A 23,978-nucleotide genomic window follows, 5' to 3' on the forward strand; every position below is an offset into this window, starting at 1 on the left:
TCCTTTTTTTCAATCCCACCCCAATAGTTTTCAACTCAAAAACCTATGAACTTATAAACTCAACTAATAACTCATCAACTCAATAACTTACAAACTAAAACCTAAACTTGTCTATTTGTTTACTCATTAACTTGTCTACTACTTCGCTGCAAAGCCGAGGCAGCGATGTTGACAAGACTTTGCAGTAATGCTGAATGGACTTGGCAGCAATACTGAGGAGCCGTTGCAGCAACCTCTCCTCAACCCTCTGTAGCCCCACCCCCGCCCTCCCCAAAAGGAGAGGGAGATGGTTTTGAGTTGATAAGTTCTTTAGTTTTGAAGCTGATGAGTTGTTGAATTTTGGGGAGAAAGACTTGATATTCATCACTTTTTGTATGTATTCTTTAAAGTAAAAGGGTGTTAATCATGCTACTATAGTCGAAAAGTGATACCTTTGCGGTCGCGTTTCGACGTTTGAAAAGTTTTATTGTATTCATGGCTAGACAGTTTTTTATCATCTTCGGATGCTTGGCATTGGGAGAGTTTGCAGTGTGGGCCACCGGCATCAAGTTGCCATCGAGCATCATAGGGATGTTGCTCCTGACCCTGTTTTTGAAACTCAAGTGGGTGAAATTGGAATGGGTTCGCCAACTGTGTGACTTCCTTATCGGTAACCTAGGATTCTTTTTTGTGCCACCGGGGGTGGCTATTATGCTCTATTTCGACATTATCAAGCCGCAGATAGTGCCTATCACAGTGGCCACTTTCGTGAGTACGGCCATCGTATTGGTGGTTACCGGTCATATGCACCAGTTGGTGATAGGCAGCGAGCGTACGTTTTTGAGATGGTATGTGTCACACTGTAGAAAGAATAGAAAATAAGCAACGCACATGAACCACGAATATTTATTGCAGATTTTTTCCAATCAATACGTATCATTGGCACTCACCTTTGCCATCTTTTTCTTAACGCGACGCCTGCAACGTCGCACTGGTTGGGTGTTGTTTAATCCCATCTTGATAACGATAGTAGCCATTATCGCTTATCTGAAGTTGACCGGTGTACCCTTTGAAACTTACAGAACCAATGGCGCACTCATCGAGTTTTGGTTGAAACCGGCCGTTGTGGCGCTTGGTGTCCCACTGTATTTGCAGCTTGAAGCCATCAAACGACTGTGGTTGCCTATCGTTGTTTCGCAATTGGTAGGGTGCTTGGTAGGAGTTGTAAGCGTCGTGCTGACAGCCAAACTATTGGGTGCTTCACAGGTTGTTATCGTGTCATTGGCCAGTAAGTCGGTCACCACTCCTATCGCTATGGAGGTGACTCAAGCCCTCAATGGCATTCCATCGCTCACTGCAGCCATTGTGATTGTAACGGGAATCATCGGTTCTATCTTCGGATTTAAGATGCTGGCAATTGGTCATGTCAACAGTCCTATAGCTCAAGGACTGAGTATGGGCACGGCTTCCCACGCTGTCGGAGCATCTACAGCGATGGATGTGAGTAGCAAGTATGGAGCTTTTGCCAGTCTAGGCATCACGCTCAACGGTATCTTTACTGCCCTGCTGACGCCCTCGATACTGAAGGTTATAGGGATTATATAAAGCCCCTTTCCAGCCTTTACCTTCCTCGATTGCCGTTGCACGGGCTACACTGATAACGACTAATCGGTCGACGACCGATGGTTTTCTAATGAGGGAAAGAGTTTATATGATATTACAAGGTAGCTCTCCCTCCCTTCTTGGGGAGGGAAGGGATGGGGCTGGGTGAGGTCTTACAAAATATCCAAATACTTCTCCAAGGGTATACCGCGATTCTTATCGACGTTGTCTTTATTCAAATCGATGAGTTTGTAGACGGCATCCATGGCCTTACGGGTACTCTCTGTGAGCTGTTCGCCATTGAGTAAATGACCAATGAGAACGGCAGAGAATATGTCGCCGGTACCCGGAAAATGCACTGGTATCTCGGTATAAGGTAATTGGAAGTAGGTGTCCGTTTCATGATTGTAACCTACTACCGATGGCTGTCCGCCGACAGGAATACTGGTGATGAGCACCGATTTGGCTCCTATATGGCGCAGACCATCTATCAAGGTATGCGCACCGTCCTTATCCACACCCTCCGGATGATAGGGTGAGTCTGTCAGATAACATGCTTCGGTGTGGTTAGGGAATACCAAATGGGCTACGGAAACCATTTCCCGCATGTTTTGGACTGTTGCCGGCGTCACCCCGTTGTAGAGTTTTCCCTCGTCGCCCATGATGGGATCGACGAAGATGGTGGTACCGGTGGCAGCCTGTTCGCGGCAATATTGCGATACCAGACGAGCTTGGCGTTCGGATACGATGAATCCTGTTGCAATGGCATCGAACGAAAATCCCAGCTCTTTCCAAACCGGAAAGACATTTTTGATATAGTCTGTGGTGGCGAGGATATGGAACTTTCCATAGTCGAGCGTGTTGGAAACGAGCGCTGTAGGCAGGTTGTAGGTGGGCAAACCCATGTACGAAAGGATGGGAAGCATGGCTGCTGTAGCTACCTTTCCGTACCCCGCCATATCGTTGATCAGAAGTATCTGTTTCTTGCTCATGTGTGTATGCATTATATTATGTGCAAAGATACGAAAATGAGTGAAATATTTTTGTATCTTTGCCTAGAATGTTTTGCAATCGCAGAGTAGCTTTTCAGTGGGTAGGTAATTGTGGTTGGATATTCCGTAATATGTTTAACGACGATGCGAAAAAGACTTGCTACCTTTGTCGCCAGAAAGAGAAGAAGACTATGACAGAATCAAAAATCAGGCGTATAGACTTCATTGATGCTTACAATAAAGAGATGGGACTTGAGACGCGACACCCTTTGGTGACCGTTGTCGATATGTCGAAGGTTAACTTGGAAGCCGCTCGCGAAGAGCGAACGATTGAATATGGTGTCTATAGTATATGGTAGAAGCAGACCTATTGTGGCGATATTACCTACGGACGGCAGCCTTATGACTATCAAGAGGGGACGGTGACATCGTTCGCTCCGGGGCAGGTGATACATAAAAACTGGCTCCTGACTATACACCTAACGCTATCGGACTGCTCTTTCACCCCGACTTGATTCGCGGAACTTTGCTTGCTCAGAGCATAAAACAGTACGCTTTCTTTTCTTATTCGTCGCGCGAAGCATTACATTTGAGTGAGGACGAGCGTGCCATTTTCAAAGATTGTCTCAGCAAGATACAACAGGAACTGGAGCATTCTATTGACCAACACACGCGTAAACTGATTTGTCGGAATATCGAATTGCTCTTGGATTACTGCTTGAGATTCTACGAACGGCAGTTTGTAACGCGTAAAACAGCTAATCTTGGAGTCTTGGAAAAGTTTGAATCGTTGCTTGATGGCTATTTTAAGGGGCATCGACCGAAACAAGACCGACTCCGACATTGCCGCATGGCTAGGATATGCCAACACAACCTTGATGTATTCGCTCACTCGCTTCAACGAGACGACCCGCCGATTTTCCTATAAATAGGCTCTTATTAATATTTGCTTTAGACACCGGTATCTAAAAAATAGACAGTAAATGGGTGAATATCAAGAATAATTCTTATTTTTGCAAAACCAATAACTTAAAACTGTATCAATATGTTAGGCACACCGGAGATTATTCTGATAGTACTTATTGTCTTGCTTCTCTTTGGAGGTAAGAAGATTCCTGAACTAATGAGAGGCCTTGGTAAAGGCGTGAAGAGTTTCAAAGAAGGAGTAAACGGTATTGAGAACGACCTTAATCCAGACGCTCCGAAGAAGACGGAAGAGAAGAACGACTAGATACATGGCGGAAGAAGAGCTCTCCTTTTGGGAGCATCTTGACGTGTTTCGCAACTGCCTAATCAAGGTTATTTGCGTGACCGTAGTGGCTGGTATTGTCGCATTCTGCCTGAAAGAGCAGCTCTTCGACATTGTGCTGGCACCGAAAGATGCCCACTTCATCACTTACAAACTATTGGGTACTGACGATTTCAGCATCCATCTAGTAAACGTAGGACTTACCGAGCAGTTCATGGTACACATGAAAACAGCTCTCTGTTTCGGTGTGTTAGTGGCCTTACCTTATGTACTTTACGAGCTCTATGGGTTTGTATCGCCGGCTCTTTATCAGCAAGAACGGCGTTATTCGGCACGTGTTGTGATGGCCGGATACCTGCTTTTCTGCGTAGGAATACTTATCAATTACTTCTTATTTTTCCCCTTGACGGTTAAGTTCTTGGCTACTTATCAAGTGAGTAGTGATGTAGAGAACCTGTTATCGTTGCAATCTTACATTGACACCTTGTTGATGATGAGTTTTGTTTTCGGCTTGGTATTCGAGATACCTGTCGTCAGTTGGCTCATGGCTAAGCTTGGTGTGCTTCGTTCTTCGTGGATGCGCCACTATCGTCGACACGCTGTTGTGGTGATATTGATAGTTGCTGCCATCATCACACCTACTTCCGACATCTTTACGCTCAGTATTGTTGCCGTCCCCATTTGGCTGCTCTACGAAATAAGTATCTTCTTGGTGCAGGGCGTAGAAGGCCCCGAAGTGGAGGAAGATGCTGTAGATGAAGAGGTAGAAGACACTATATAAGCCACGTAGAAAGTACATCACAGACTCTTAAATCCTTACTCTTTATTTCCTGCATGGGCTTGGCAACATCGCTGTCTTGGCTTCTCAGCAATGCTGCTACGGCTTTTCAGCAGTTTTGCCTAGCCCATGCAGAGAATGAAGGGTAAAAAGTTCGGAGTGAATAATGGGCAGTATGAGCCAATGAAATAGGTATGTTCATGCTGAAAGGTCATACCTCTTTTATCCGATAGATTACTGAAACAAGCAATAAAAAAGTCCATCTCGCAAAAGATGGACTTTTATGTTAGGCGACTATCAAGTCGCTATAGGTTTGTCGTTTATTTCAAAGGAATGAGCCAAGTGGTGAAGTCGAAGTTACCATACTTCACTTCGTACTTAGGCATAGCTTTGGCATGAGGCGACCAACTGTCGATACCACCGACACCAGCCATGCGCTTGTCGAGGAAGAGGTTGGTGTACTTGCTCTTTGCTACTTGCTGTGTATGGCGCTGTTCTTTTTCTTCTCCATCGTCCAAGTCGTCGATGTTGTAGTGTATAGCACTTGCCGAGAAAGCATTGTCAGATACCACGCGCAAGCCTGTACCGGCTTTTGTAGACTGTATCCACCAGCGCATATCAGTCTTGGTGCCACTCTCTTGTGGGCGAATATAAGAGAAGAACTGCTCATCGGCCGACTGTTTGTTGATACTGATGTTCATACATTCGCGACGGTCGAGGTAGTTTTCGATAGGTCCACGACCAAAGTATTCAGACTGATCCATATCGTATGGCATCTGAAGTACCATTCCGAAGCGGAACAGATTGCTTACCTTAGCTCCCGGAGTGGTCGTCATCTTCTGATTTACTTTGATTTCTCCGTTGGGATAAACCACATAGCTGAGTACCAATTGAGCCTTCACTTCGGGCATATCGTAGCGAGCTACGACGGTAGCCGTGCGTTTATCGCTTGTTGCGGTGAGGCTTTGTAGGTTCATAACTGGATGATGCCATGCTTTATAAGCGATGTTAAGATGGGCTCCCATATCGTTGTCAGTGACTGCACGCCAGAAGTTTGGCTTCAACGTACCGCCTTCACCGAGCATGGAAGTGCCGTTGACAGTGTACGAAGTGAGCAGACCTGTGGCCTTATCAATTTTCACATCTACACCGTTAGCAGTGATACTGATTTGTGTATCCTTCTTCTTATTCTGCAATTTCAGTTTGCCTTCAGCTGCCGGACCGGCATAGTTGTAGGTCGGGAGTGTGATGTGTAGCTGACGATAAGCCACTTCTTGGCCGGCTTTCATCAATGGTTCTGCAGTTTTCAATACGAAGCTTAGGTTGAGCAAAAGCTCTCCCTTGAAGGCTTGAGCATTGTAAGGCAGGGTGTATTCTACGGTCTGTTGAGGTGCCACTTTGAGGTCGTTGACCTCTCCTGTCTGCATAGCTTTACCGTCTTCTGTCATAGTCCATACCAGTTTATAATTGCTCAAGTCGCGGAAGAAGTACTCGTTGTGCACGCTAATCTTGCCGGCTTTGAGGTCAACGGGCTCTGCCCATATGTTTTGGTATTGGTAAGCCACTTCGTAAGCATGCGGATTAAGCTGGCGGTCGGGGCCAATGATACCGTTGCAATTGAAGTTGTTGTCGCTGCCATCATAGTTGTTATAATCGCCACCATATTTATAGATGCTCACACCATTGGCGTCTTTGCCGTGCAGAGCTTGGTCTACGAAGTCCCAAATAAAGCCACCTTGGAATTTCGGATATTTGCGGACGAGTTCCCAATAGTCTTTGAGTCCACCGCCCGAATTACCCATGGTGTGGTTGTATTCGCACTGAATGAGTGGCTTTTGGTCTTCGGGTGCTGTACTGAGAGCGTATTTTTCGCATGCTGCGGGAGTGCGATACATCGGACAATAGAAGTCGGTGTTGGCACCTTTCTCAGCACGTTCCCACTGTATAGGACGGCTACTATCAAAGTTTTTAATCCACTGGTAGGCTGCCGTAAAGTTTGGTCCATCAACTGTTTCGTTACCCAAACTCCAGTAGATGATGCTTGGATGGTTCACGTGCATCTCTACATTGTGCTGATTGCGTTCCAATATCTGTTTGGCAAAGAGTGGTTTCTTGGCCTCCGAATCGTCGCCGTACTGGAATCCGTGGCTCTCTTGGTTGGCCTCGGCACATACATATAGTCCGTACTCATCGCATAGATCGTACCACATTGGATCATTGGGATAGTGGCAAGTACGTACGGCATTGATGTTCAGACGTTTCATAATCTGAATGTCTTGAATCATTCTTTCTCGGCTAACGACGTATCCTCCGTCCGGATCCATCTCATGTCGGTTGGCTCCTTTGATGTAGATGGGCTTACCATTGACAAGCAATTGGGCATTCTTTATCTCTATTTTACGGAATCCAATCTTCTGTGTGATGACCTCTTTCACGTTCTTTTTGCGGTCCTTTACGGTCGCTACGAGAGTGTAAAGGTAAGGACTTTCGGCCGTCCAAGTCTTCACATTGCGGAGCAAGAATTGCACTGTTCCGGATGTTCTTCCCTTGAAGTCGGTCTCTGATTTCAACACTTCTATGCCATTGGCATTGTTAAGTTGGAAGTCGATAATGGGTTGTCCCTTCACGTCAACACTGATCTGAGCCTCGCCATCTTGATAGTTGTTCTGCAAATCGGGGGTGATACGGATGTTCGTCATTTGCACATTGGCATCGCGAGCATATAGATAACTCTCGCGAGCAACGCCCGATAAGCGCCAGAAGTCTTGGTCTTCGCAGTACGAGCCGTCACTCCAACGGAAGCTTTGGAAAGCTATTAGGTTTGCTCCTTTCTTCAAGTATGGAGTAATATCAAACTCTGCTGCCACCTTACTATCTTCGGTGTAGCCCACATATTGACCGTTAACCCAAAGATACATGTTGGATGTCACGGAGCCGAAATGGGCGATAACTTGTTTCCCCGTCCAGTTATCGGGGATGTTGATAACGCGACGATAGCTGCCCACATGGTTGTCTTTGATAGGCACCTGAGGCGGATTGTCCTTGAAATGGCCGCGCCATGCGAAGCCCACATTGATGTAGACAGGGTCTCCATAGCCGTTCAGTTCCCATATACCGGGGACGTTCAGGCTCTTCCAAGAAGCGTCGTTGTAATCGGTTTTGAAGAAGTCTGTGGGGCGTTGGTCGGCATTTTCCACCCAATTAAACTTCCATGCACCATGCAATGAAAGATAGTTATCCGACTGGGTCATGTCGCCTTTCATTGCCTTCTCTGCCGATTCGTAGGCAAAGTAATTAGTATGAAGCTTGAAACGATTAACCTGATTGACTGCCATATCGTGCCATTCGGTGAATGTTGGTTGCACGGTCGGGGTGTTACTCGCACATACCGGCAACGCAGAAGTCAATGCAGCGATAAGGAAAAGTTTGTTCATAGATGTTGGTTTATTGGTATTTATTTGTGCAAAAATAACGATAAAACTCTGCATAAACAAAGGGAAATCGTCAAAAGATGTGAAATCTGAAAATATGACGAATGCTAGATACATTCGTCATAGAGGCGAGAAACGTCCATATGGTCGCATCTCTTATGGGGGTATAACAGTTCTGTTTCCTTGTTGAGTAGGACTAGGATAGGGCTTTATAGTTTCACGTTCGAGATGTCTACTAGATTGTTCACGATGGCATAGATGGTGAGTCCGGCCGATGAATGAATCTGTAGTTTGCGGGCAATGTTGCGTCTGTGCGTGATGACGGTGTTGAAAGAGATAAACAAATGGCCGGCTATCTCTTGGTTGGTCATGCCCTGTACGATGCAGATAACAATGTCTTTCTCTCGCTCACTCAGTGCATCTTTGGCATGAGGAGCTTTGGTGAGCATGGCTTCGATGTTGCTGCTGATGGCATTTTTGCCTATTTTCTCTTCGTAAAGTCGAATAGCCGGCACCATGATCTCGTCTTCCACGCGTGTGTGTTGCTTCAACCATTCCTCGTTACTATATAGTTTATAGAGGGTGGCCATGAGTTTGTTGTTGAGCAACCCGTTGCTAGGCAGATACTTGATGATGATGTCTTTCAGCTCATGGAGTTTGTCGTCGGTAGGCTCATGGTGTGTGGAATAGGTTTCTATATCGTAGTCGGTAGGCATCTGGTTAGCTATCAATTTCTCGATATAAGGGAACACGTTGCGCTCTTCATACTTCATGTGGCGATGCATCAAACGCGAGAAATCGTCGAACAAAGAAAGAATCAACTGCCCAATTTTGTCGTCGGGAGTCACCGATTCCACCAATTGCTCACGGATAGTGGGCAACTGGAATCCCAAATAATACTCATGACAAGCTCTCAAGTGTTTCAATAACGTGGGGATATGGATCTTGTCTATACTCGCCGTATTTTTATAACCGTTGATGGTAAAGTTGACAATTGTCAAGAAAGTAAATGTATCTACGTGTTGTTCTTCGCAGACTTCTTTTACTGTTTTGTCGCCAAATCCAAGGTTAATACCGAAACTTCCTAAGCTTTGCAACACTTCTCGGTTGTCGCTAATGAGACTAATCATCCGGTCGTTGGGCTCATAAATCTTGTGATTTACCATAATGTTCTTTGTCCTTCGTTACTTTCTTGCTCCCTTGTGGGCAAGTTTTTTCTTATTGCTCTGCATGCAAAGATAATTATTTTTCCACGAAGTCGGGTACATTTCGATATTTTAAGACGCTTTTTATACCTTTTCTTAACGTCTCAAAAACTATTAGAAAAGATGGAGCGTATTGTTTGTTTGCAGCTTCAGATGACTTATCTTTGTCTCGAAACCCAAAATAAGAGACTATGATACAGAAAAGATTTCAGGATGCAAAGTCTTATATTGTAAACTTAACAGAGCTGATTTGGAACTATATACGTCATCGCGATTGGTTCCCCGAAGGCAGTCTGTTAGCCATACAACCCGAAATTATTGAGGCAGTTATAGAACTTCCGGCCAACTGTAACGGGTGCGAATTATTCGATCCACAACTCTTTATCCGTCGCAATGCACTGGGTTATGCCGTCCCAAACATGCAAGCTATTCGCCAATTGGCACGTCGGTATTATTAAACGATGTATTCATGGGCTTGCTGCTATGGTTTTTCAGTGTTGTGTTAGATGTCGGGAAACGAAGCCCACATTATCTATATGAAACTTATTTTAGCCTGAATGGCAACCATTGGTCGACGTTCTCACCGGCTTGCATACGCCTGCGAATTTCGCTACTACTGGTGTCGTAGAGTTCAGTTTTGAGCAGATGGACATTGGATGGCAAGGTAGTGGCGTCAATAGGATTGTTGCGACGAGGATAAATGAAGATGTCGTGGTCGCGCAGAATATCTTCATGATGTGCCCATTGTGGAAAACTGAGCCAGTTGTCGGCACCAATAATGAGACAGAATTGTCGGTTGGGATAGTCGTGATGTAGGTGTTGTAGCGTGTTCCATGTATACGAAGGCTTGGGTAAGTGGAACTCGTAATCGGAGACAAAGAGTTGTGGCTCATCGGCCAAGGCTTGGCGCACCCATTCCAATCGTTGCTCGTCGGGCATCAAGTCTCGCTGCCGTTTGAAAGGATTCTGGGGTGAGACGACAAACCAAACCTCGTCGAGGTTGGCTGCTTTGAGTATCTGTTTAGCCAGCGCAACGTGTCCGATATGGATGGGATTGAACGAACCTCCATAGATACCGGTGCGAATGGGTGAGCTTGCGGAATTCATATTCCTAGGAAATCTTTGATGAGTTGGTAGGTCTCTTGTTTCGCTTTTTCGAGGTCATCGTTGATGATGACATGGTCGAAACAAGGTGCAAAGGCGAGTTCGTAAGCCGCACGTGCGAGACGTTGTTCTATGACTTCAGGCGCATCGGTGTTACGACCGACGAGTCGTTGGCGCAAAGCATCGATGGAAGGTGGTTGAATGAACAGGCTCATGGCACGGTCGCCATAGAATTGTTTGATGTTGCATCCACCCTTGACGTCGACATCAAACACCACATTTTGGCCGGCAGCGGACTGCTTCTCTACCTGCGATTTGAGCGTACCATAGAATCTGTCTTGATAAACTTCTTCGTATTCGAGGAATTCGTCGGCTGCAATCTTGGCACGAAACTCATCGGGTGTGAGGAAAAAATATTCCACTCCGTCTTGTTCAGTACCTCGTGGTGCCCTGCTGGTACAGCTGATGGAGAATGCCAGATTAAGTTCCGGATGTTTCGTCATGAGCCAATTGATAATAGTACTCTTGCCACTGCCGGATGGCGCAGAGAAGATGAGGAGTCGGCCTTTAACCTCCCCCGCCCCCTCCCAAGGAGGGGAGAGCCTACGGGAACAAGTCTTTCCTGAGAAGGGAAGTGATGACATTGTGTCCTTAGGTTCAATACTTTCGACTGTAGATTTAGTCTTTATTCTTGTGGAATCATTCATATCTGTTGATATTATGTCATGTTCTTTTGGTTGGTCTAAACGATGTCGCTCTTTGTAATTTGGATTTATTTGTAGTGCCTTTTTGATTTTTTGAATGACTACTTCGGGAGCTGCATTTACCTCTTCGTTAGTAAACCGAATGACTTGAAAGCCCTTTTGGTGGAGATATTCAGTTCGTTCGGCATCGTTCAATGGCTGACCATTAACGTAATGATAGCCTCCATCAACTTCTATGATGAGATTATGTGATAGACAAACAAAGTCTGGAATGTAATCTCCAATGGGATGTTGCCTACGGAATCTTACACCTAATTGCTTACCTCGAAGATATTGCCATAAAAGGAATTCAGAAGTTGTAGGGTATCGCCTGTTACTCTTTGCCGCACGACGTAGTAATTCGTAGTTGCCTGTTTTTGAGGTGAAGTAACCATAAGGTCTCTCACTGCATGCATCGTTTGGTATATTATCAGAGTGTTTCATCATGAGGATTATTATGAATCTGTTGGTCTACCCTTTCTTTGGGAGGTGTTGATACTATGTCTCTTTGCAGTTCTCCCTTGTAGAAAGAGACTAAGTGAGGTTTGTCTCCTATAGGTTTTCCTCTTTTAAGGAGAAGGTTGGAGATGTCCTTTGGCAGTTCTCCTTTGTTGGAAGAGGTTAAGTGAGGATTGTCCCCTGTAGGTCTTCCTTATTCTAAAGAGAAAGTAAGAGATGTTAGTTCCCCGTAGGCACTCCCCTCTTTGGGAGGGGTTGGGGGAGGTTTTTACAGTGCATTTAGCACTTGTTCCTTGATTTGCTCCAACTCATCTTTCATCTTGACGACGATATTTTGCATCTCCGCCTGATTGCTCTTGGACCCAGTGGTGTTGATTTCGCGCCCCATCTCCTGAGCGATGAAGCCCAACTTTTTACCTATCGGTCCTTCTTCGGCCATTGTTTCGCGGAAGTATTTGAGGTGATTGGTGAGTCGTTGCTTCTCTTCATTGATATCTAATTTCTCGATATAGTAGATGAGTTCCTGCTCCAAACGGTTGGTGTCGTAAGTCACACTGGGTATTTGTTCCAGTCCTTTGACAATGTTAGCCTTGATTTTCTCAACGCGTGCCTGCTCATAAGGTTCGATACTGGTAAGCAGTTGTTGGATGTTGTCCACCTTTTCGGTAAACTTCTGTTGCAGTGCAGCACCTTCTTGGTGGCGGAATTCCACGAGGGCGTCGATGGCTTCGTTGATAGTTTGGAGAGCTACGGCCCATTCGTCATCGGACAATATTTCTACTTCTGTGCGTGTAGTGACGTCGGGCATGCGCATCAATGTGTTGTACCAATCCTGTGGTTCGGGGATGCCGGCAGTGGCAGAAATCTGCTTGAGTTGTTTGTAATAGTTCTCTACCAGTGCCGCATTGATGGGAGTGGCGTCGAGTGCAGCATCTTTCTCAATCCAAATAGAGAAATCTATCTTGCCTCGTTGCAATGCCTGTGTGATAATCTGACGTATCTCCATCTCCTTCTCACGGTAGAGTGGGGCGATGCGAGTGGATAGATCAAGTGATTTGCTGTTAAGAGATTTGATTTCTACATGAATCTTCTTCTCGTTGTAGATTGCGACAGATTTGCCGTAACCGGTCATAGATTGTATCATAATTCGAATCGCGTTAAATTTCTGCAAAAGTAAGAAAATTGCAGGAAAAATCTGTAAATTTGCGCTTTATTTAGAATATATTTGTAGTTATGTCGTGTATATTAAATATCGAGACGAGCACCGATGTTTGCTCGGTGTCCGTAGGACGCGATGGAGATTGTATCTTTAATCAAGAAGACCATAGCGGCCCTAATCATGCAGTGAAGCTCGGAGTGTTCGTAGACGAGGCTTTGGCATATATCGACGAGCAGGGTATACAGCTCGATGCGGTCGCTGTGAGCTGTGGTCCCGGTTCGTATACCGGTCTGCGTATCGGTGTCAGTATGGCTAAGGGTGTTTGCTTTGGCCGTTCGGCTAAACTCATCGCTATACCGACCTTGCAGCTACTGTGTGTTCCGGTATTGTTGAAAGAACAGATGGAAGAAGAGAATGCTTTGCTCGTACCGATGCTCGATGCTCGAAGGATGGAAGTGTATGCTCAGGTAAATGACCGTGCATTGAAAGAAATACGTCCTATTCAAGCCGATATAGTGGATGCCGATACGTATAAGGAATACTTGGAACGTGGTCCGGTGTACTTCTTTGGCAATGGTGCAGCAAAGTGTATGGAGTCTATCAATCACCCCAATGCCCGTCTCATCAAGGACGTAGAGCCGTTGGCTAAATACATGTTGCCCTTGGCAGAGAAAGCTATGGCTGAGCAACGTTTTGAAGATGTGGCCTATTTTGTGCCTTTCTATCTGAAGGACTTTGTGGCAAAGATGCCGAAGAAATTGTTGTAAGATAAGCAAAAACCAAAAAATCCATTTCATGAATATCCAAGGATTAGACTATAATACCCAGCGCGAACGCTTGAAACTTCCGGAATACGGGCGAGAGATACAAAGCATGGTAGACTATGCGGTAGGACTCCCTACGAAGGAAGAGCGCCAACAGTGTGCTGAATCCATCATTGCCATCATGGATAGAATGTTTCCGCAAAACCACGATACTCAAGACTATTTGCAAAAGTTGTGGGATCATCTAGCTATCATGAGCGACTTTAAGCTAGATGTAGACTATCCTTTCGATGTGACAGAAGCAGTGAAGATGGGCGACAAACCTACGCCTGTGAGTTATCCGATGAAGTCGATTCCGGTACGCCATTATGGCTATATGCTGTTCGAGGTGTTTGAGAAATTGAAGACCATGGAGGAGGGTGTGGAACGTGATGAATTGATTCGCTTAACGGCCAACCAAATGAAACGTAATTTGGTACAGTGGAGTCATGGCTCCATTGATGACGAGAAAGTAGCGTCGGATTTGGCGCGTTTTACTGACGGTAAAGTGCAATTAGACTTGTCTACATTCAAGTTTGATAAGATTATCGACCGCGAGCCCCAGACTACTAATAACAAGCGAAAGAGGAAATAATGGAGTCTTTTGTGATAGAAGGAGGGCATAAACTCCAAGGAACCATTAAACCGCAAGGTGCAAAGAATGAGGCGTTGGAGGTAATCTGTGCCACGTTGCTGACCCCGGAAGCTGTTAGAATAAATAATATCCCGGATATTCAGGATATAAACAATTTGATTAAGTTGTTACAGACGATAGGGGTGAAAGTGACACGGCACAATAAGAACGACTATACATTCCAAGCCGATGAACTGGATTTGAGCTACTTGGACAGTTTGGAGTTTGTGAAAGCCTGTGCAGCTTTGCGTGGTAGCGTGCTGATGATAGGCCCGTTGCTTGGGCGATTTGGTAAAGCTACGGTGGCTAAACCCGGTGGAGACAAGATTGGTCGACGTCGTTTGGACACCCATTTCCTAGGTTTTAAATATCTTGGTGCGAAGTTTTCGCGTGAAGACGAGCGCGAGGTATTTCATATAGAAGCTCGCAAATTGAAGGGATGCTATATGCTCTTGGATGAGGCTTCGGTCACAGGTACGGCCAATATCATCATGGCGGCTGTGCTTGCTATGGGTACGACGACTATCTATAATGCTGCATGCGAACCCTATATTCAGCAACTTTGCCATCTGCTCAATGCGATGGGAGCTTGTATCAGTGGCATTGGTAGCAATTTATTGACAGTCGTTGGCGTATCATCGTTGCATGGTGCGACACATCGTATATTGCCGGACATGATAGAAGTGGGGTCGTTTGTCGGTATGGCGGCCATGTGTGGCGATGGTATCAGAATCAAAGATGTATCAGTACGCGACCTAGGTATTATTCCCGATGCGTTCCGCCGACTAGGTGTGAAAGTCAAGATTGAGGGCGATGATCTATGGATTCCGCCTACCAACCACTATGAGATAGACTCTTTTATAGACGGTACCATCATGACATTGGCCGATGCTCCGTGGCCGGGATTGACTCCCGACCTATTGTCGGTATTGTTGGTTGTGGCTACACAAGCCCGTGGTAGTGTGCTGTTCCATCAGAAGATGTTTGAAAGTAGATTGTTTTTTGTCGATAAATTGATAGATATGGGAGCACAGATTATCTTGTGCGATCCCCATCGGGCTGTCGTTATCGGACATGACCGTAAGCGTACTTTGAGGGCCGGAAGAATGACCAGCCCCGATATTCGCGCCGGTATCGCGTTGCTGATAGCTGCATTGAGCGCGTCGGGAACAAGCAAGATAGCCAATATTGCACAGATAGATCGTGGCTATGAGAATATAGAAGAGCGTCTCAACTCGCTCGGAGCTAAAATAACTCGTGTGGATGATTAAGACTGAAGACGTATATAAGATAGGTAAGATAGGCAAGCCTCATGGGGTGAAAGGAGAGGTTTCGATGTCTTTCACCGACGATGTCTTCGACCGGGTGGAGGCAGATTACCTCGTCTTGGAGATGGATGGAATCCTCGTACCTTTCTTTATGGAAGAGTATCGGTTCCACGGTGAAGAGACGGCATTGGTGAAATTCTGCGATATTGAGACGCAGGAGCAGGCTCGACAGCTCACCGGTAGCATCGTATTCTTCCCTCGACATCTGTCTGATTCGGATGCGGAAAACGTGACATGGGCTGAGATTATCGGCTGGACGGTGCGCAATTCGCATGACGGGGAAGCTGTAGGAATCATCCGGCATGTGGACGACACCACTATCAATACGCTTTTTGAAGTGCTTGCTCCGGACGGGAAGGAGATACTCCTCCCTGCATCCGACGACCTGATAGCAGGCGTTGACCACGACAAACACGAAATAAGCCTGATGATACCTGATGGTATCATGTGGCTGGATGAATAAGAGAAACGACAATATGAAGAAACAAATATGTATCCTCGGTTCTACGGGTAGCATCGGAACACAGGCACTCGATGTTATCGAACAGCATAGCGACCTATACGAAGTGTATTGCCTGACGGCCAATAACCGCGTGGACGAACTGGCGGCGCAGGCTCGCAAGTTTCGTCCGGCAGCAGTGGTTATCGGCAATGATGCTCATTATGAGAGGCTGAAGGAATTACTCTCAGACCAACCGGACATCAAAGTTTATGCCGGACGGGAGGCTCTGGAGCAGATCGTCGAGGCCGAACCGATAGACATGGTGCTCACGGCGATGGTGGGATATGCCGGACTGGCACCGACCATTCATGCCATCAAGGCACGTAAGAAGATTTGTCTGGCCAATAAGGAGACGCTGGTTGTGGCCGGAGAATTGATTTGCCGGTTGGCTCAAGAATACCATGCGCCCATCCTGCCCGTCGATAGTGAGCACAGTGCCATATTCCAAAGCCTCGTCGGCGAAGACCATAATGAAATCGAGAAGATACTGCTGACCTGCTCCGGTGGGCCTTTCCGCAAGTTCACGAGTGAGCAGATAGCCCGCGTGACAGCCGCAGATGCACTCCGACATCCGACGTGGGAGATGGGTGCGAAGATAACTATCGACTCGGCATCGTTGATGAATAAGGGCTTCGAAGTGATGGAAGCGAAGTGGTTGTTCGGTGTTCCGGCCGATAAGATTCAAGTGCTTATCCATCCACAGAGCATCGTTCACAGTGCGGTACAGTTCGCTGATGGTGGCGTGAAAGCTCAATTGGGTGTGCCTGATATGCGACTTCCCATCCAGTATGCATTCTCTTTCCCCGATCGTCTGCCTCTGAATGGCGACCGATTGGACTTGTTCAAGCAGCCGTTGGAGTTCTTTGAACCGGATGTGAATAAGTTTAAATGCTTGGCATTGGCCTATGATGCCATTCAAAAAGGTGGTAATATGCCGTGTATCTTGAATGCCGCTAATGAGGTAGTAAACGAAGGTTTCCGTCGTGATAAGTGCTCATTCTTGGGCATGGCCGACATTATAGAGCAGACCATGCAGCAAGCTACTTTCGATGCTACGCCTACCTATGAGACTTATGTAGCTTCGGATGCGCAAGCACGTGCTATTGCCGGCGAGTTGATGGCAACGAAATTTTAATAATAAATAGAATCATTCATTTAGTCCAAACAACTATAGACAATGGAAATATTTCTGATAAGACTGCTACAATTCATGTTGGCAATCTCGTTACTAGTGCTGCTCCATGAGGGTGGGCACTTCTTTTTCTCTAAACTTTTCGGCGTTCGTGTTGAGAAATTCTACCTCTTTTTCGACCCTTGGTTTCATCTTTTCCAGTTTAAACCGCGCAAGAGTGATACGACATACGGTATAGGTTGGCTTCCACTTGGTGGATATTGCAAAATCTCCGGAATGATAGACGAGAGCTTCGACACCGAACAAATGAAGAAACCGGCCGAGCCTTGGGAGTTCAGAACGAAGCCTGCGTGGCAACGACTCCTTATTATGATAGGTGGAGTGTTGGTGAATTTCTTGTTGGCTCTGTTTATCTATTCGATGGTTTTGTTCCATTGGGGAGAATCGTATGTGGCTGTCAAGGATATGACCATGGGTATGAAGTTCAATAAGGAAGCCAAAGTTTTGGGCTTCCACGACCATGATATATTAATAGGTACGGAGAAAGGTGATTTCAAAGACTACGGAGCCGACTTGTTCCGCGATCTTTCTGAGGCGCAAAGCGTGCGCATTGTTCGTGATGGAAAGGCCATGACGCTGCCTCTTCCGGGCGAGATTAATCTGCTTGGTATGTTGAAGACGGAACCTCGGTTCGTGTCTCCTTTCGTCCCGGCACAAGTAGATAGCGTGTTGGCAGGTTCTCCTGCTGCCAAGATAGGGCTTGCTAAGGGCGATGTGATGGTCGCTGTCAATGGCAAGGCTGTTGATTCTTACAATGAATTTATGGGAGAATTGGGGCGCTTGTCCGATGTGATGATGGATGCAAAGACTCCTCAGGATAGTCTGAAAGTACGCACGGCATCCTTCGTAGTCAAGAAAGCCGGCATCGAAAAACTTGATACCGTCAATACTATATTGACTTCCGATTTGAAGTTGGGATTCATTGTGAAGAATCTCTTCGATACTTATCAAGAGACACATGTGGCTTATGGATTCTTCGAGAGTTTCCCTGCCGGAGTACGATATGGTTGGGATGTATTGTCGGGATATGTCAGCGATATGAAGTATGTGTTCACTGCCGACGGTGCAAAGAGCCTCGGTGGATTCGGTGCTATAGGCAGTCTGTTCCCTCCAACATGGGATTGGCATGTCTTTTGGTTGATGACTGCTTTCCTCAGTATCATCTTGGCTTTCATGAATATCCTGCCGATTCCGGCACTTGATGGCGGACATGTGTTGTTCCTTCTCTACGAGATGATAACGCGACGCAAACCAAGTGAGAATTTCATGATACGTGCCGAATACGTAGGTATTGGTATTTTGATGCTGCTGATGGTACTTGCCAATCTCAACGATATATTGCGTTGGCTTGGTTATATGTAATATAAAGTCAGTGATTTTTAATAGATGAGCAGTGTATCTATGCCAAGTTTGCATAGGTACCCTGCTTTTTTGTTGATCTTAACTCTGCTTAGTAATTTTTTGAAAGAGTAATTTAGTTTTTTATGGAGCAAAATAGTCCGATTCTTTCTATAATTCAATCAAATGCGTTCTTTATAGTTAAAAAAGTTGTACTATTATAAGAATTGTTGTAATTTTGTCCCATAATTTTAATTAAGCAAGTAGTACAAGATTTAAGTCTGGGGTACTTTTATTATTTTATTTATTTACATTATGCGTAAGATACTTTCTATTATTGCAGCCAGTGTTATAACACTGAGCGCAAGCGCACAAGGATTTGTGGGTAACAAGTTCTTTGATAACTGGTCTCTTGGAATTGAAGTTGGTGGTACAACAGCTACTAGCCATTTGGATCAAGTTCCCGGTTCTAATAAAGCTTTCAAACAAGGAGCTTTTTGGGGAGGCATGCGTCCTATCTTTGGTGCGGAATTAACTAAGATGATTTCCCCTGCTTTTGGACTCGCTATTCAAGATCATGCGGCAGTTAACTGGACGGATAGCAAGACAGTTGTAGATTACAACGACCTCGTTTTCTTGGCAAAGTTAAACTTGATGAACTTCTTTGGAGGCTACAAGGATACTCCTCGTACATTTGAGTTAGAAGGTGTATTGGGTGTGGGTTGGCGTTATTACTTCAATTCAGACCATATTGAGTATATCAATAATGGTAATCCCGGAACAGCTTATAAAGATGCTCAGGGCAATGTGTTGAACAATAGCTTCAGCGATGGCCGCGATTCTTGGATTACAAAGGCTGGTTTGAACTTCCTATTCAACTTGGGTGAGAAGAAAGCTTGGACTCTCTCTGTGAAGCCGGCTATCGTTTGGGATATGGATGGCTTTGCCGTTCAGCACAACAACGGTGCTCGTTTCGATATAAACCATAGCAATATTGAATTGATGGCAGGTCTTACTTACCACTTCAAGAGTTCTAACGGTGAACATCATTTTACGCTTGTTGAGCCTTGTGATCCTAACGTAATTGACGGCTTAACTTCTCAAATCAACGACTTGCGTAATCAACTTAATGACAAGGATGCACAAATTAACAACCTCAATGATGAGAATGCTCGTCTGAAAGAGATGTTGAATAAGCCTGCAGAGAATACTTCTGTGAAAGAATTCATTGCAACTCCTATTTCGGTATTCTTTAATATTGACAAGACAAATATTGCTTCTAAGAAAGATTTAGTAAACGTTCGTGCGTTGGCTAAGTATGCTAGAGAGAACAATTCTAACCTTCTTGTTACAGGTTATGCAGACAGTGCTACCGGTTCAGTTAAACACAACCAGTGGTTGTCAGAGCAGCGTGCTAAAGTTGTTGCTGATGAACTTGTCAACAATATGGGTATCGAACGTAGCAAGATTAAGACAGCTGCAAAGGGTGGTGTGAACGATTTGTCACCTATCTCATTCAACCGTCGTGCTACAGTTCAGGTTACAGAGTAATCTAGAATTATCATTCATATAAAAAGAGCGAATCCATTTGGGTTCGCTCTTTTTTTGTTGTAGGCTTATAATACGATTCTTTTCTTTCTTGCTTAGTCCTTAATTCCAACCAATTCTACGGTGAATACAAGTGTAGAATAAGGTTTTATCTTTCCGGCTTGACGTTCGCCATAGCCCAACTCTTGGGGAATAAACAACTCCCATTTGCTACCTACAGGCATCATGGTTAATGCCTCTGTCCAACCTTTGATTACTTGATTGCAACGGAAAGATGTTGTTTGTGGATTACGATTGTAACTGTTGTCGAATTCGGTACCGTCAATCAACTTGCCCACATACTTCACCGTTACCTCTTGTTTCTCTGTAGGTTTAGCTCCGGTACCGGCTTTTAATACTTTGTATTGTAGTCCGCTAGGTAGTTTGATGACTCCCTCCTTCGTAGCATTACGTGCTAACCAATCAGCATTCTCTTTCTTGTAAGCTGCGTTCTTTAGCTCTTGGTCGGCTGCCATACGTTCACGGTACATCTTATCGGCAGCCGCTACTGTGTAATAAGTGGTGTCGTTGGTTAGTGCAGCAATGAATCCTGCGTGGAACATATCTTGGCTTATGGAGTCGCGAGTACCCTCAAAACTAGTACGCGCATGGGTGATGATGCGTTCGTTTACCATGTTGGCAATCTGTCCACCAGCATTGTAAGCTTTGAACTTCGGATCGTTGGAATGGCTTAATGCATCGCGAAATCCTTGTACGAAGTCGGCCATATAAGTAGTATCTACTTCATACTGTTGCTTGATAAAAGAGAGGAGGCCTTGCGTAGCCGCCATTCCGGCTGCATAACTCACTGAGTCACTTGGGGTCGCTAGTTTGATAGTAGCTACCGGTTGTGCTGTTGTTTTCTTCTTCTTTTTGTCTTTAGCTTGAAGAGTCAAGGCTTGTGCGCCCATCAAGAGGGCGATAGATAGTAAAATAGTCTTTTTCATTTTCATGCTTATTTATATGCAACAAACCCCCTCTCCACAGTGGGAAAGAGGGTTTGTTAGTTTCTCATATTGTGAGTAAGCGACTTATTTAACGCTTAGCAATTCAATCTTGAAGATCAAAGCAGAGAAAGGTTTGATAGTACCTTGCTCACGCTCACCGTATGCTAAGTTCTGAGGAATGTACACTTCCCATACAGAACCCACCGGCATGTGAACCAAAGCGTCTGTCCATCCTTTGATTACCTGGTTGGCACGGAGGCTAACAGGGTTGCCACGTTGATAAGAACTGTCGAATACCTTACCGTCGATGGTCTTGCCTTCGTACTGTACTTCTACCATAGAAGTGTCTTTAGGCATAGCGCCCTTACCCTCTTTGATGACCTTATACTGTACACCGCTAGGTAATGTTTTCACACCGGCCTTGGTCTTGTTGGCTGCGAGGAACTTCTCACCGGCTTCTTTGTTTGGACCATATTGTTTCTCCATGTTTTTGCCCTTGATGCGTGTCATCAATGTCTGGGCGGTCATTTGAGCCTGCTCAATGGTCATTTTCACCTTGCCGGTTTTGCCGGTTGTACCAGCGATAAAGCCTGCCATGAAGTTCTTCATAGAGATAGTCTTGGTAGAATCATCGCCGAAAACTTCGTGATTGATACCCTTGAACATCTGCTGACTAATCTGCTGGCCAATCTGAATACCTGCATAGTAAGCAGCTTTCTTCTTGTTATCACCGGCGTTAGCACCTTCGTTCAAACCCTTGATGAAGTCTTCCATATAGGTAGTATCAATCTGCATACGACCTACTAGATACTCTTTCAAGCCCTGAGTCTGTGCCAAACCCATAGCATAACTCATGGTGTCGACATCATTTTTAAGATCAGCCTTAGGGGTTGAGTTGCCGCATGATGTCAGAGCGGCTACGCTGATAGCCAATGCGGCTACGATAGAAAGTCTTTTCATTGGTTTATAATTGAATTTTTAGAGTTTTCTTATTTCACTGCAATCAGTTCTACGTCGAAGATCAAAGCTGCGAATGGAGGAATTGATGCACCTGCACCGCGTTCGCCATAGCCTAACTGATAAGGAATGAAGAAGCGATACTTAGCGCCTTCCTGCATCAATTGGAGACCTTCAGTCCAGCCTGCGATAACTTGGTTCAAGCCGAATGTAGCTGTCTGTCCGCGGTCGTAGCTGCTGTCAAATTGTGTCCCATCAATCAATGTACCGCGATAGTGGCATTCCACTTGGTCGGTAGCCTTGGGGCTTTTACCGTTTCCTTCTAGCAATACCATATATTGCAGACCGCTAGCTGTGGTCTTTACGCCTTCTTTTGCAGCATTCTCTTGCAAGAAAGCTTCGCCCTCTTCTTTAGCCACTTTACCCTTTTCTGCGGCAGCCGCTTGTTGTTGAGCTTCTTTCTCGGCAAAGAAATTCTGTACGATGGTTTGCGCTTCTTGATCGTCGAGCTGTAACTTTGCGCCGGCAATCACATCTTTGATAGCCTGTGCAAAATCGTCGATATTCAAGCCCTCGGCACCCATTCCAGACAGTTGTCGGCCGATGCCCAATCCTAAAGCGTAACTAACTTTATCCATAAATCTATTTTCTGTTATTATAATAATGTGCTTATATTCCTGCAAAGTTAGCATTTTTATCTTACTTCCTTTCGTACAATAGCCAAAAAATCCTTAATTTTGTGGGAACAAGGGGGGAGTAAAGAAGTAGACAAGTTAACAAGTAAGCGTGTAGATTTGCCTAGAGAATGTGTAAGTGTATATCTATTTGGCTGTATCTTGTCTACTTGTTAGCTCGTCCACTTGTTAACTTTGAAGAACTCGTAAACTGTAAAATATGAAACATATTGTATTTCTAACTGGAGCAGGGATGTCGGTGGAGAGTGGATTTAAGACTTTTCGCGGCAATGATGGATTGTGGGAGAACTATCCGGTAGAGCAGATTGCTACCCATGAGGGATGGGAAGCTGACCCTACATTGGTGACTAATTTCTACAATATGTTGCGCAAGAAGCTCTATCAGGCGGCACCCAATGAAGGGCATCTACTCATCCACGAGTTGGAAAAACGGTTCGAGGTAACTGTCGTTACACAGAATGTAGATAATCTACACGAGAAAGCGGGGTCGTCGCGAGTCATTCATCTGCATGGAGAACTGTCTAAAGTATGCTCTAGTCGTGCCCCTTACGACAACCGATATATACGCGAACTGCCCGAAGATGATTGTCAAATAAAACCCGGAACCAAGGCCGAAGATGGTTCGTTGTTGCGTCCTTTCATCGTGTTCTTTGGTGAATCGGTACCCATGATGGAACCCGCTGCAGTGGCAGCACACCAAGCTGATATCTTTGTTATTATTGGTACATCGCTCAATGTCTATCCGGCTGCCGGACTGGTACAATATGTTCGTCCCGAAGTTCCGGTTTATCTCATCGACCCAAATCCGGTGAATGCAGCTGGTGGTCGAATCGTTCAGATAGCCAAAGGAGCGTCCGAAGGTATGAGGCAGCTCGCTAAAGTATTGGAATAAACATGTTATTCATAGTCGGAGGGTGTCGAACGTAAGCGGAGATAGTCTCCGGTATGCGTATATGTACTACAATCATGGAGTAAAGAGATTGCAAATTTCCCCCACGGACGAGACATGTCGCGTCCCTACAGAAGCCCCACCCCATCCCTTCCCATAGAGGGGAGGGCGACAGAAATAAAGCTTCCCCGTCCCACAACTAAATAACTTATCAACTCAAAAACTTACAAACTAAAGCCTAAACTCGTCTACTTGTCCACTTAAAACCTTCTCCCTCCCCTTTTGGGGAGGGCTGGGGTGGGGCTGCTGCAGCGGTTCCTCAGTATTGCTGCATGGCCTCTTCAGCATTCTTGCAAAGCCGAGACAGCATCGCTGCCTCGGCTTTGCAGCAAAGTAGTAGACAAG

The 23,978-nt window shown here is 45.5% G+C and carries 22 protein-coding genes and 1 pseudogene; 14 read left to right on the forward strand and 9 right to left on the reverse strand.

The genetic code is table 11. The features are described from left to right. The first annotated feature begins 474 nt into the window (after window positions 1–474). Both HMPREF3034_RS04040 and HMPREF3034_RS04045 read left to right on the forward strand, forming a co-directional pair. Complete coding sequence (locus HMPREF3034_RS04040; RefSeq protein ID WP_036896861.1) at window positions 475–861, forward strand: CidA/LrgA family protein; 387 nt, start codon at window positions 475–477, stop codon at window positions 859–861. A gap of 9 nt (window positions 862–870) precedes the next feature. Further along, complete coding sequence (locus HMPREF3034_RS04045) at window positions 871–1,584, forward strand: LrgB family protein (protein ID WP_036896793.1); 714 nt, start codon at window positions 871–873, stop codon at window positions 1,582–1,584. A 170-nt stretch (window positions 1,585–1,754) separates the two neighbouring features. Here the strand turns inward: HMPREF3034_RS04045 and HMPREF3034_RS04050 are convergent, their stop codons facing one another. Continuing rightward, complete coding sequence (locus HMPREF3034_RS04050) at window positions 1,755–2,573, reverse strand: pyridoxamine kinase (RefSeq protein WP_062433424.1); 819 nt, start codon at window positions 2,571–2,573, stop codon at window positions 1,755–1,757. Window positions 2,574–2,764: 191 nt separating this feature from the next. Between HMPREF3034_RS04050 and HMPREF3034_RS12920 the strand changes: the two are divergent. From HMPREF3034_RS12920 to tatC, 3 genes and pseudogenes are all read left to right on the forward strand, one after another. Beyond that, a pseudogene (locus HMPREF3034_RS12920) lies at window positions 2,765–3,411 on the forward strand (AraC family transcriptional regulator); the annotation flags it as partial. Between the two features lie 207 nt (window positions 3,412–3,618). Beyond that, window positions 3,619–3,804 (forward strand): Sec-independent protein translocase subunit TatA/TatB, encoded by a 186-nt coding sequence (locus HMPREF3034_RS04065; protein WP_036896796.1) that lies wholly within the window; start codon window positions 3,619–3,621, stop codon window positions 3,802–3,804. Between the two features lie 4 nt (window positions 3,805–3,808). Further along, the gene (gene tatC / locus HMPREF3034_RS04070; RefSeq protein WP_062433433.1) at window positions 3,809–4,603 is read left to right on the forward strand and encodes a twin-arginine translocase subunit TatC; all 795 of its coding nucleotides are present in this window, start codon (window positions 3,809–3,811) and stop codon (window positions 4,601–4,603) included. Between the two features lie 317 nt (window positions 4,604–4,920). Here tatC and HMPREF3034_RS04075 read toward each other — a convergent pair whose 3' ends face one another. After that, window positions 4,921–8,034, reverse strand: coding sequence for a glycoside hydrolase family 2 TIM barrel-domain containing protein (locus HMPREF3034_RS04075; RefSeq protein ID WP_062433435.1), 3,114 nt, complete (start codon window positions 8,032–8,034; stop codon window positions 4,921–4,923). 206 nt (window positions 8,035–8,240) lie between these two features. Next, complete coding sequence (locus HMPREF3034_RS04080) at window positions 8,241–9,197, reverse strand: LuxR C-terminal-related transcriptional regulator (protein WP_036896802.1); 957 nt, start codon at window positions 9,195–9,197, stop codon at window positions 8,241–8,243. A 230-nt stretch (window positions 9,198–9,427) separates the two neighbouring features. On the opposite strand from HMPREF3034_RS04080, the gene HMPREF3034_RS04085 reads away from it, so the two are divergent. Then, window positions 9,428–9,694 carry a hypothetical protein gene (locus tag HMPREF3034_RS04085; protein WP_062433438.1) on the forward strand — a complete coding sequence of 89 codons (267 nt, stop codon included), beginning with the start codon at window positions 9,428–9,430 and terminating at the stop codon, window positions 9,692–9,694. Between the two features lie 85 nt (window positions 9,695–9,779). On the opposite strand, the gene nadD is transcribed toward HMPREF3034_RS04085, so the two are convergent. The 3 genes from nadD to HMPREF3034_RS04100 all read right to left on the reverse strand — a co-directional run bounded on the left by nadD (window position 9,780) and on the right by HMPREF3034_RS04100 (window position 12,686). After that, window positions 9,780–10,343 carry a nicotinate (nicotinamide) nucleotide adenylyltransferase gene (nadD, locus tag HMPREF3034_RS04090; RefSeq protein WP_036896806.1) on the reverse strand — a complete coding sequence of 188 codons (564 nt, stop codon included), beginning with the start codon at window positions 10,341–10,343 and terminating at the stop codon, window positions 9,780–9,782. Next, window positions 10,340–11,530, reverse strand: coding sequence for a guanylate kinase (gene gmk / locus HMPREF3034_RS12230; RefSeq protein WP_231725602.1), 1,191 nt, complete (start codon window positions 11,528–11,530; stop codon window positions 10,340–10,342). The genes nadD and gmk overlap by 4 nt, the downstream gene beginning before the upstream one ends. 280 nt (window positions 11,531–11,810) lie before the next feature. Then, window positions 11,811–12,686 carry a YicC/YloC family endoribonuclease gene (locus HMPREF3034_RS04100; protein WP_062433441.1) on the reverse strand — a complete coding sequence of 292 codons (876 nt, stop codon included), beginning with the start codon at window positions 12,684–12,686 and terminating at the stop codon, window positions 11,811–11,813. 89 nt (window positions 12,687–12,775) lie between these two features. Here HMPREF3034_RS04100 and tsaB point away from each other — a divergent pair, with 89 nt between their 5' ends. The 7 genes from tsaB (at window position 12,776) to HMPREF3034_RS04135 (ending at window position 20,049) form a co-directional block, all read left to right on the forward strand. Then, entirely contained in the window at window positions 12,776–13,468 is a 693-nt protein-coding gene (gene tsaB / locus HMPREF3034_RS04105; protein ID WP_062433444.1) for a tRNA (adenosine(37)-N6)-threonylcarbamoyltransferase complex dimerization subunit type 1 TsaB, read from the forward strand. 28 nt (window positions 13,469–13,496) lie between these two features. Then, window positions 13,497–14,099 carry a DUF4290 domain-containing protein gene (locus tag HMPREF3034_RS04110; protein WP_036896812.1) on the forward strand — a complete coding sequence of 201 codons (603 nt, stop codon included), beginning with the start codon at window positions 13,497–13,499 and terminating at the stop codon, window positions 14,097–14,099. Further along, window positions 14,099–15,409 (forward strand): UDP-N-acetylglucosamine 1-carboxyvinyltransferase, encoded by a 1,311-nt coding sequence (gene murA, locus HMPREF3034_RS04115; RefSeq protein WP_062433446.1) that lies wholly within the window; start codon window positions 14,099–14,101, stop codon window positions 15,407–15,409. Before HMPREF3034_RS04110 ends, murA begins: the two co-directional genes overlap by 1 nt. Then, a complete protein-coding gene (rimM, locus tag HMPREF3034_RS04120; protein ID WP_036896816.1) occupies window positions 15,402–15,929 on the forward strand; it encodes a ribosome maturation factor RimM in 528 nt (175 codons plus the stop codon). Before murA ends, rimM begins: the two co-directional genes overlap by 8 nt. 13 nt (window positions 15,930–15,942) lie before the next feature. Continuing rightward, complete coding sequence (locus HMPREF3034_RS04125) at window positions 15,943–17,103, forward strand: 1-deoxy-D-xylulose-5-phosphate reductoisomerase (RefSeq protein WP_036896873.1); 1,161 nt, start codon at window positions 15,943–15,945, stop codon at window positions 17,101–17,103. A gap of 42 nt (window positions 17,104–17,145) precedes the next feature. After that, the gene (rseP, locus tag HMPREF3034_RS04130) at window positions 17,146–18,522 is read left to right on the forward strand and encodes an RIP metalloprotease RseP (protein ID WP_062433449.1); all 1,377 of its coding nucleotides are present in this window, start codon (window positions 17,146–17,148) and stop codon (window positions 18,520–18,522) included. Window positions 18,523–18,813: 291 nt separating this feature from the next. Next, on the forward strand, window positions 18,814–20,049 hold the full coding sequence (locus HMPREF3034_RS04135; protein WP_062433453.1) for an OmpA family protein: 1,236 nt from the start codon (window positions 18,814–18,816) through the stop codon (window positions 20,047–20,049). Between the two features lie 92 nt (window positions 20,050–20,141). On the opposite strand, the gene HMPREF3034_RS04140 is transcribed toward HMPREF3034_RS04135, so the two are convergent. The 3 genes from HMPREF3034_RS04140 to HMPREF3034_RS04150 all read right to left on the reverse strand — a co-directional run bounded on the left by HMPREF3034_RS04140 (window position 20,142) and on the right by HMPREF3034_RS04150 (window position 22,627). Next, window positions 20,142–21,032, reverse strand: a complete 891-nt coding sequence (locus HMPREF3034_RS04140) for an FKBP-type peptidyl-prolyl cis-trans isomerase (protein WP_062433456.1) — start codon at window positions 21,030–21,032, stop codon at window positions 20,142–20,144. Window positions 21,033–21,116: 84 nt separating this feature from the next. Next, a complete protein-coding gene (locus HMPREF3034_RS04145) occupies window positions 21,117–21,992 on the reverse strand; it encodes an FKBP-type peptidyl-prolyl cis-trans isomerase (protein ID WP_036896822.1) in 876 nt (291 codons plus the stop codon). A 29-nt stretch (window positions 21,993–22,021) separates the two neighbouring features. Further along, a complete protein-coding gene (locus HMPREF3034_RS04150; protein WP_036896879.1) occupies window positions 22,022–22,627 on the reverse strand; it encodes an FKBP-type peptidyl-prolyl cis-trans isomerase in 606 nt (201 codons plus the stop codon). A gap of 256 nt (window positions 22,628–22,883) precedes the next feature. Between HMPREF3034_RS04150 and HMPREF3034_RS04155 the strand changes: the two genes are divergently transcribed. Further along, window positions 22,884–23,576, forward strand: a complete 693-nt coding sequence (locus HMPREF3034_RS04155) for an SIR2 family NAD-dependent protein deacylase (protein WP_036896824.1) — start codon at window positions 22,884–22,886, stop codon at window positions 23,574–23,576. Window positions 23,577–23,978: the final 402 nt, after the last annotated feature.

Origin of the sequence: Prevotella sp. DNF00663, assembly GCF_001553265.1 — a bacterium.
Classification (GTDB): domain Bacteria; phylum Bacteroidota; class Bacteroidia; order Bacteroidales; family Bacteroidaceae; genus Prevotella.

Coding starts and splice junctions, on each gene's coding strand:
- HMPREF3034_RS04040 (WP_036896861.1), top strand. CDS start 475: ATGGCTAGACAGTTTTTTATCATCTTCGGATGCTTGGCATTGGGAGAG.
- HMPREF3034_RS04045 (WP_036896793.1), top strand. CDS start 871: ATGAACCACGAATATTTATTGCAGATTTTTTCCAATCAATACGTATCA.
- HMPREF3034_RS04050 (WP_062433424.1), bottom strand. CDS start 2,573: ATGAGCAAGAAACAGATACTTCTGATCAACGATATGGCGGGGTACGGA.
- HMPREF3034_RS04065 (WP_036896796.1), top strand. CDS start 3,619: ATGTTAGGCACACCGGAGATTATTCTGATAGTACTTATTGTCTTGCTT.
- tatC (WP_062433433.1), top strand. CDS start 3,809: ATGGCGGAAGAAGAGCTCTCCTTTTGGGAGCATCTTGACGTGTTTCGC.
- HMPREF3034_RS04075 (WP_062433435.1), bottom strand. CDS start 8,034: ATGAACAAACTTTTCCTTATCGCTGCATTGACTTCTGCGTTGCCGGTA.
- HMPREF3034_RS04080 (WP_036896802.1), bottom strand. CDS start 9,197: ATGGTAAATCACAAGATTTATGAGCCCAACGACCGGATGATTAGTCTC.
- HMPREF3034_RS04085 (WP_062433438.1), top strand. CDS start 9,428: ATGATACAGAAAAGATTTCAGGATGCAAAGTCTTATATTGTAAACTTA.
- nadD (WP_036896806.1), bottom strand. CDS start 10,343: ATGAATTCCGCAAGCTCACCCATTCGCACCGGTATCTATGGAGGTTCG.
- gmk (WP_231725602.1), bottom strand. CDS start 11,530: ATGATGAAACACTCTGATAATATACCAAACGATGCATGCAGTGAGAGA.
- HMPREF3034_RS04100 (WP_062433441.1), bottom strand. CDS start 12,686: ATGATACAATCTATGACCGGTTACGGCAAATCTGTCGCAATCTACAAC.
- tsaB (WP_062433444.1), top strand. CDS start 12,776: ATGTCGTGTATATTAAATATCGAGACGAGCACCGATGTTTGCTCGGTG.
- HMPREF3034_RS04110 (WP_036896812.1), top strand. CDS start 13,497: ATGAATATCCAAGGATTAGACTATAATACCCAGCGCGAACGCTTGAAA.
- murA (WP_062433446.1), top strand. CDS start 14,099: ATGGAGTCTTTTGTGATAGAAGGAGGGCATAAACTCCAAGGAACCATT.
- rimM (WP_036896816.1), top strand. CDS start 15,402: ATGATTAAGACTGAAGACGTATATAAGATAGGTAAGATAGGCAAGCCT.
- HMPREF3034_RS04125 (WP_036896873.1), top strand. CDS start 15,943: ATGAAGAAACAAATATGTATCCTCGGTTCTACGGGTAGCATCGGAACA.
- rseP (WP_062433449.1), top strand. CDS start 17,146: ATGGAAATATTTCTGATAAGACTGCTACAATTCATGTTGGCAATCTCG.
- HMPREF3034_RS04135 (WP_062433453.1), top strand. CDS start 18,814: ATGCGTAAGATACTTTCTATTATTGCAGCCAGTGTTATAACACTGAGC.
- HMPREF3034_RS04140 (WP_062433456.1), bottom strand. CDS start 21,032: ATGAAAAAGACTATTTTACTATCTATCGCCCTCTTGATGGGCGCACAA.
- HMPREF3034_RS04145 (WP_036896822.1), bottom strand. CDS start 21,992: ATGAAAAGACTTTCTATCGTAGCCGCATTGGCTATCAGCGTAGCCGCT.
- HMPREF3034_RS04150 (WP_036896879.1), bottom strand. CDS start 22,627: ATGGATAAAGTTAGTTACGCTTTAGGATTGGGCATCGGCCGACAACTG.
- HMPREF3034_RS04155 (WP_036896824.1), top strand. CDS start 22,884: ATGAAACATATTGTATTTCTAACTGGAGCAGGGATGTCGGTGGAGAGT.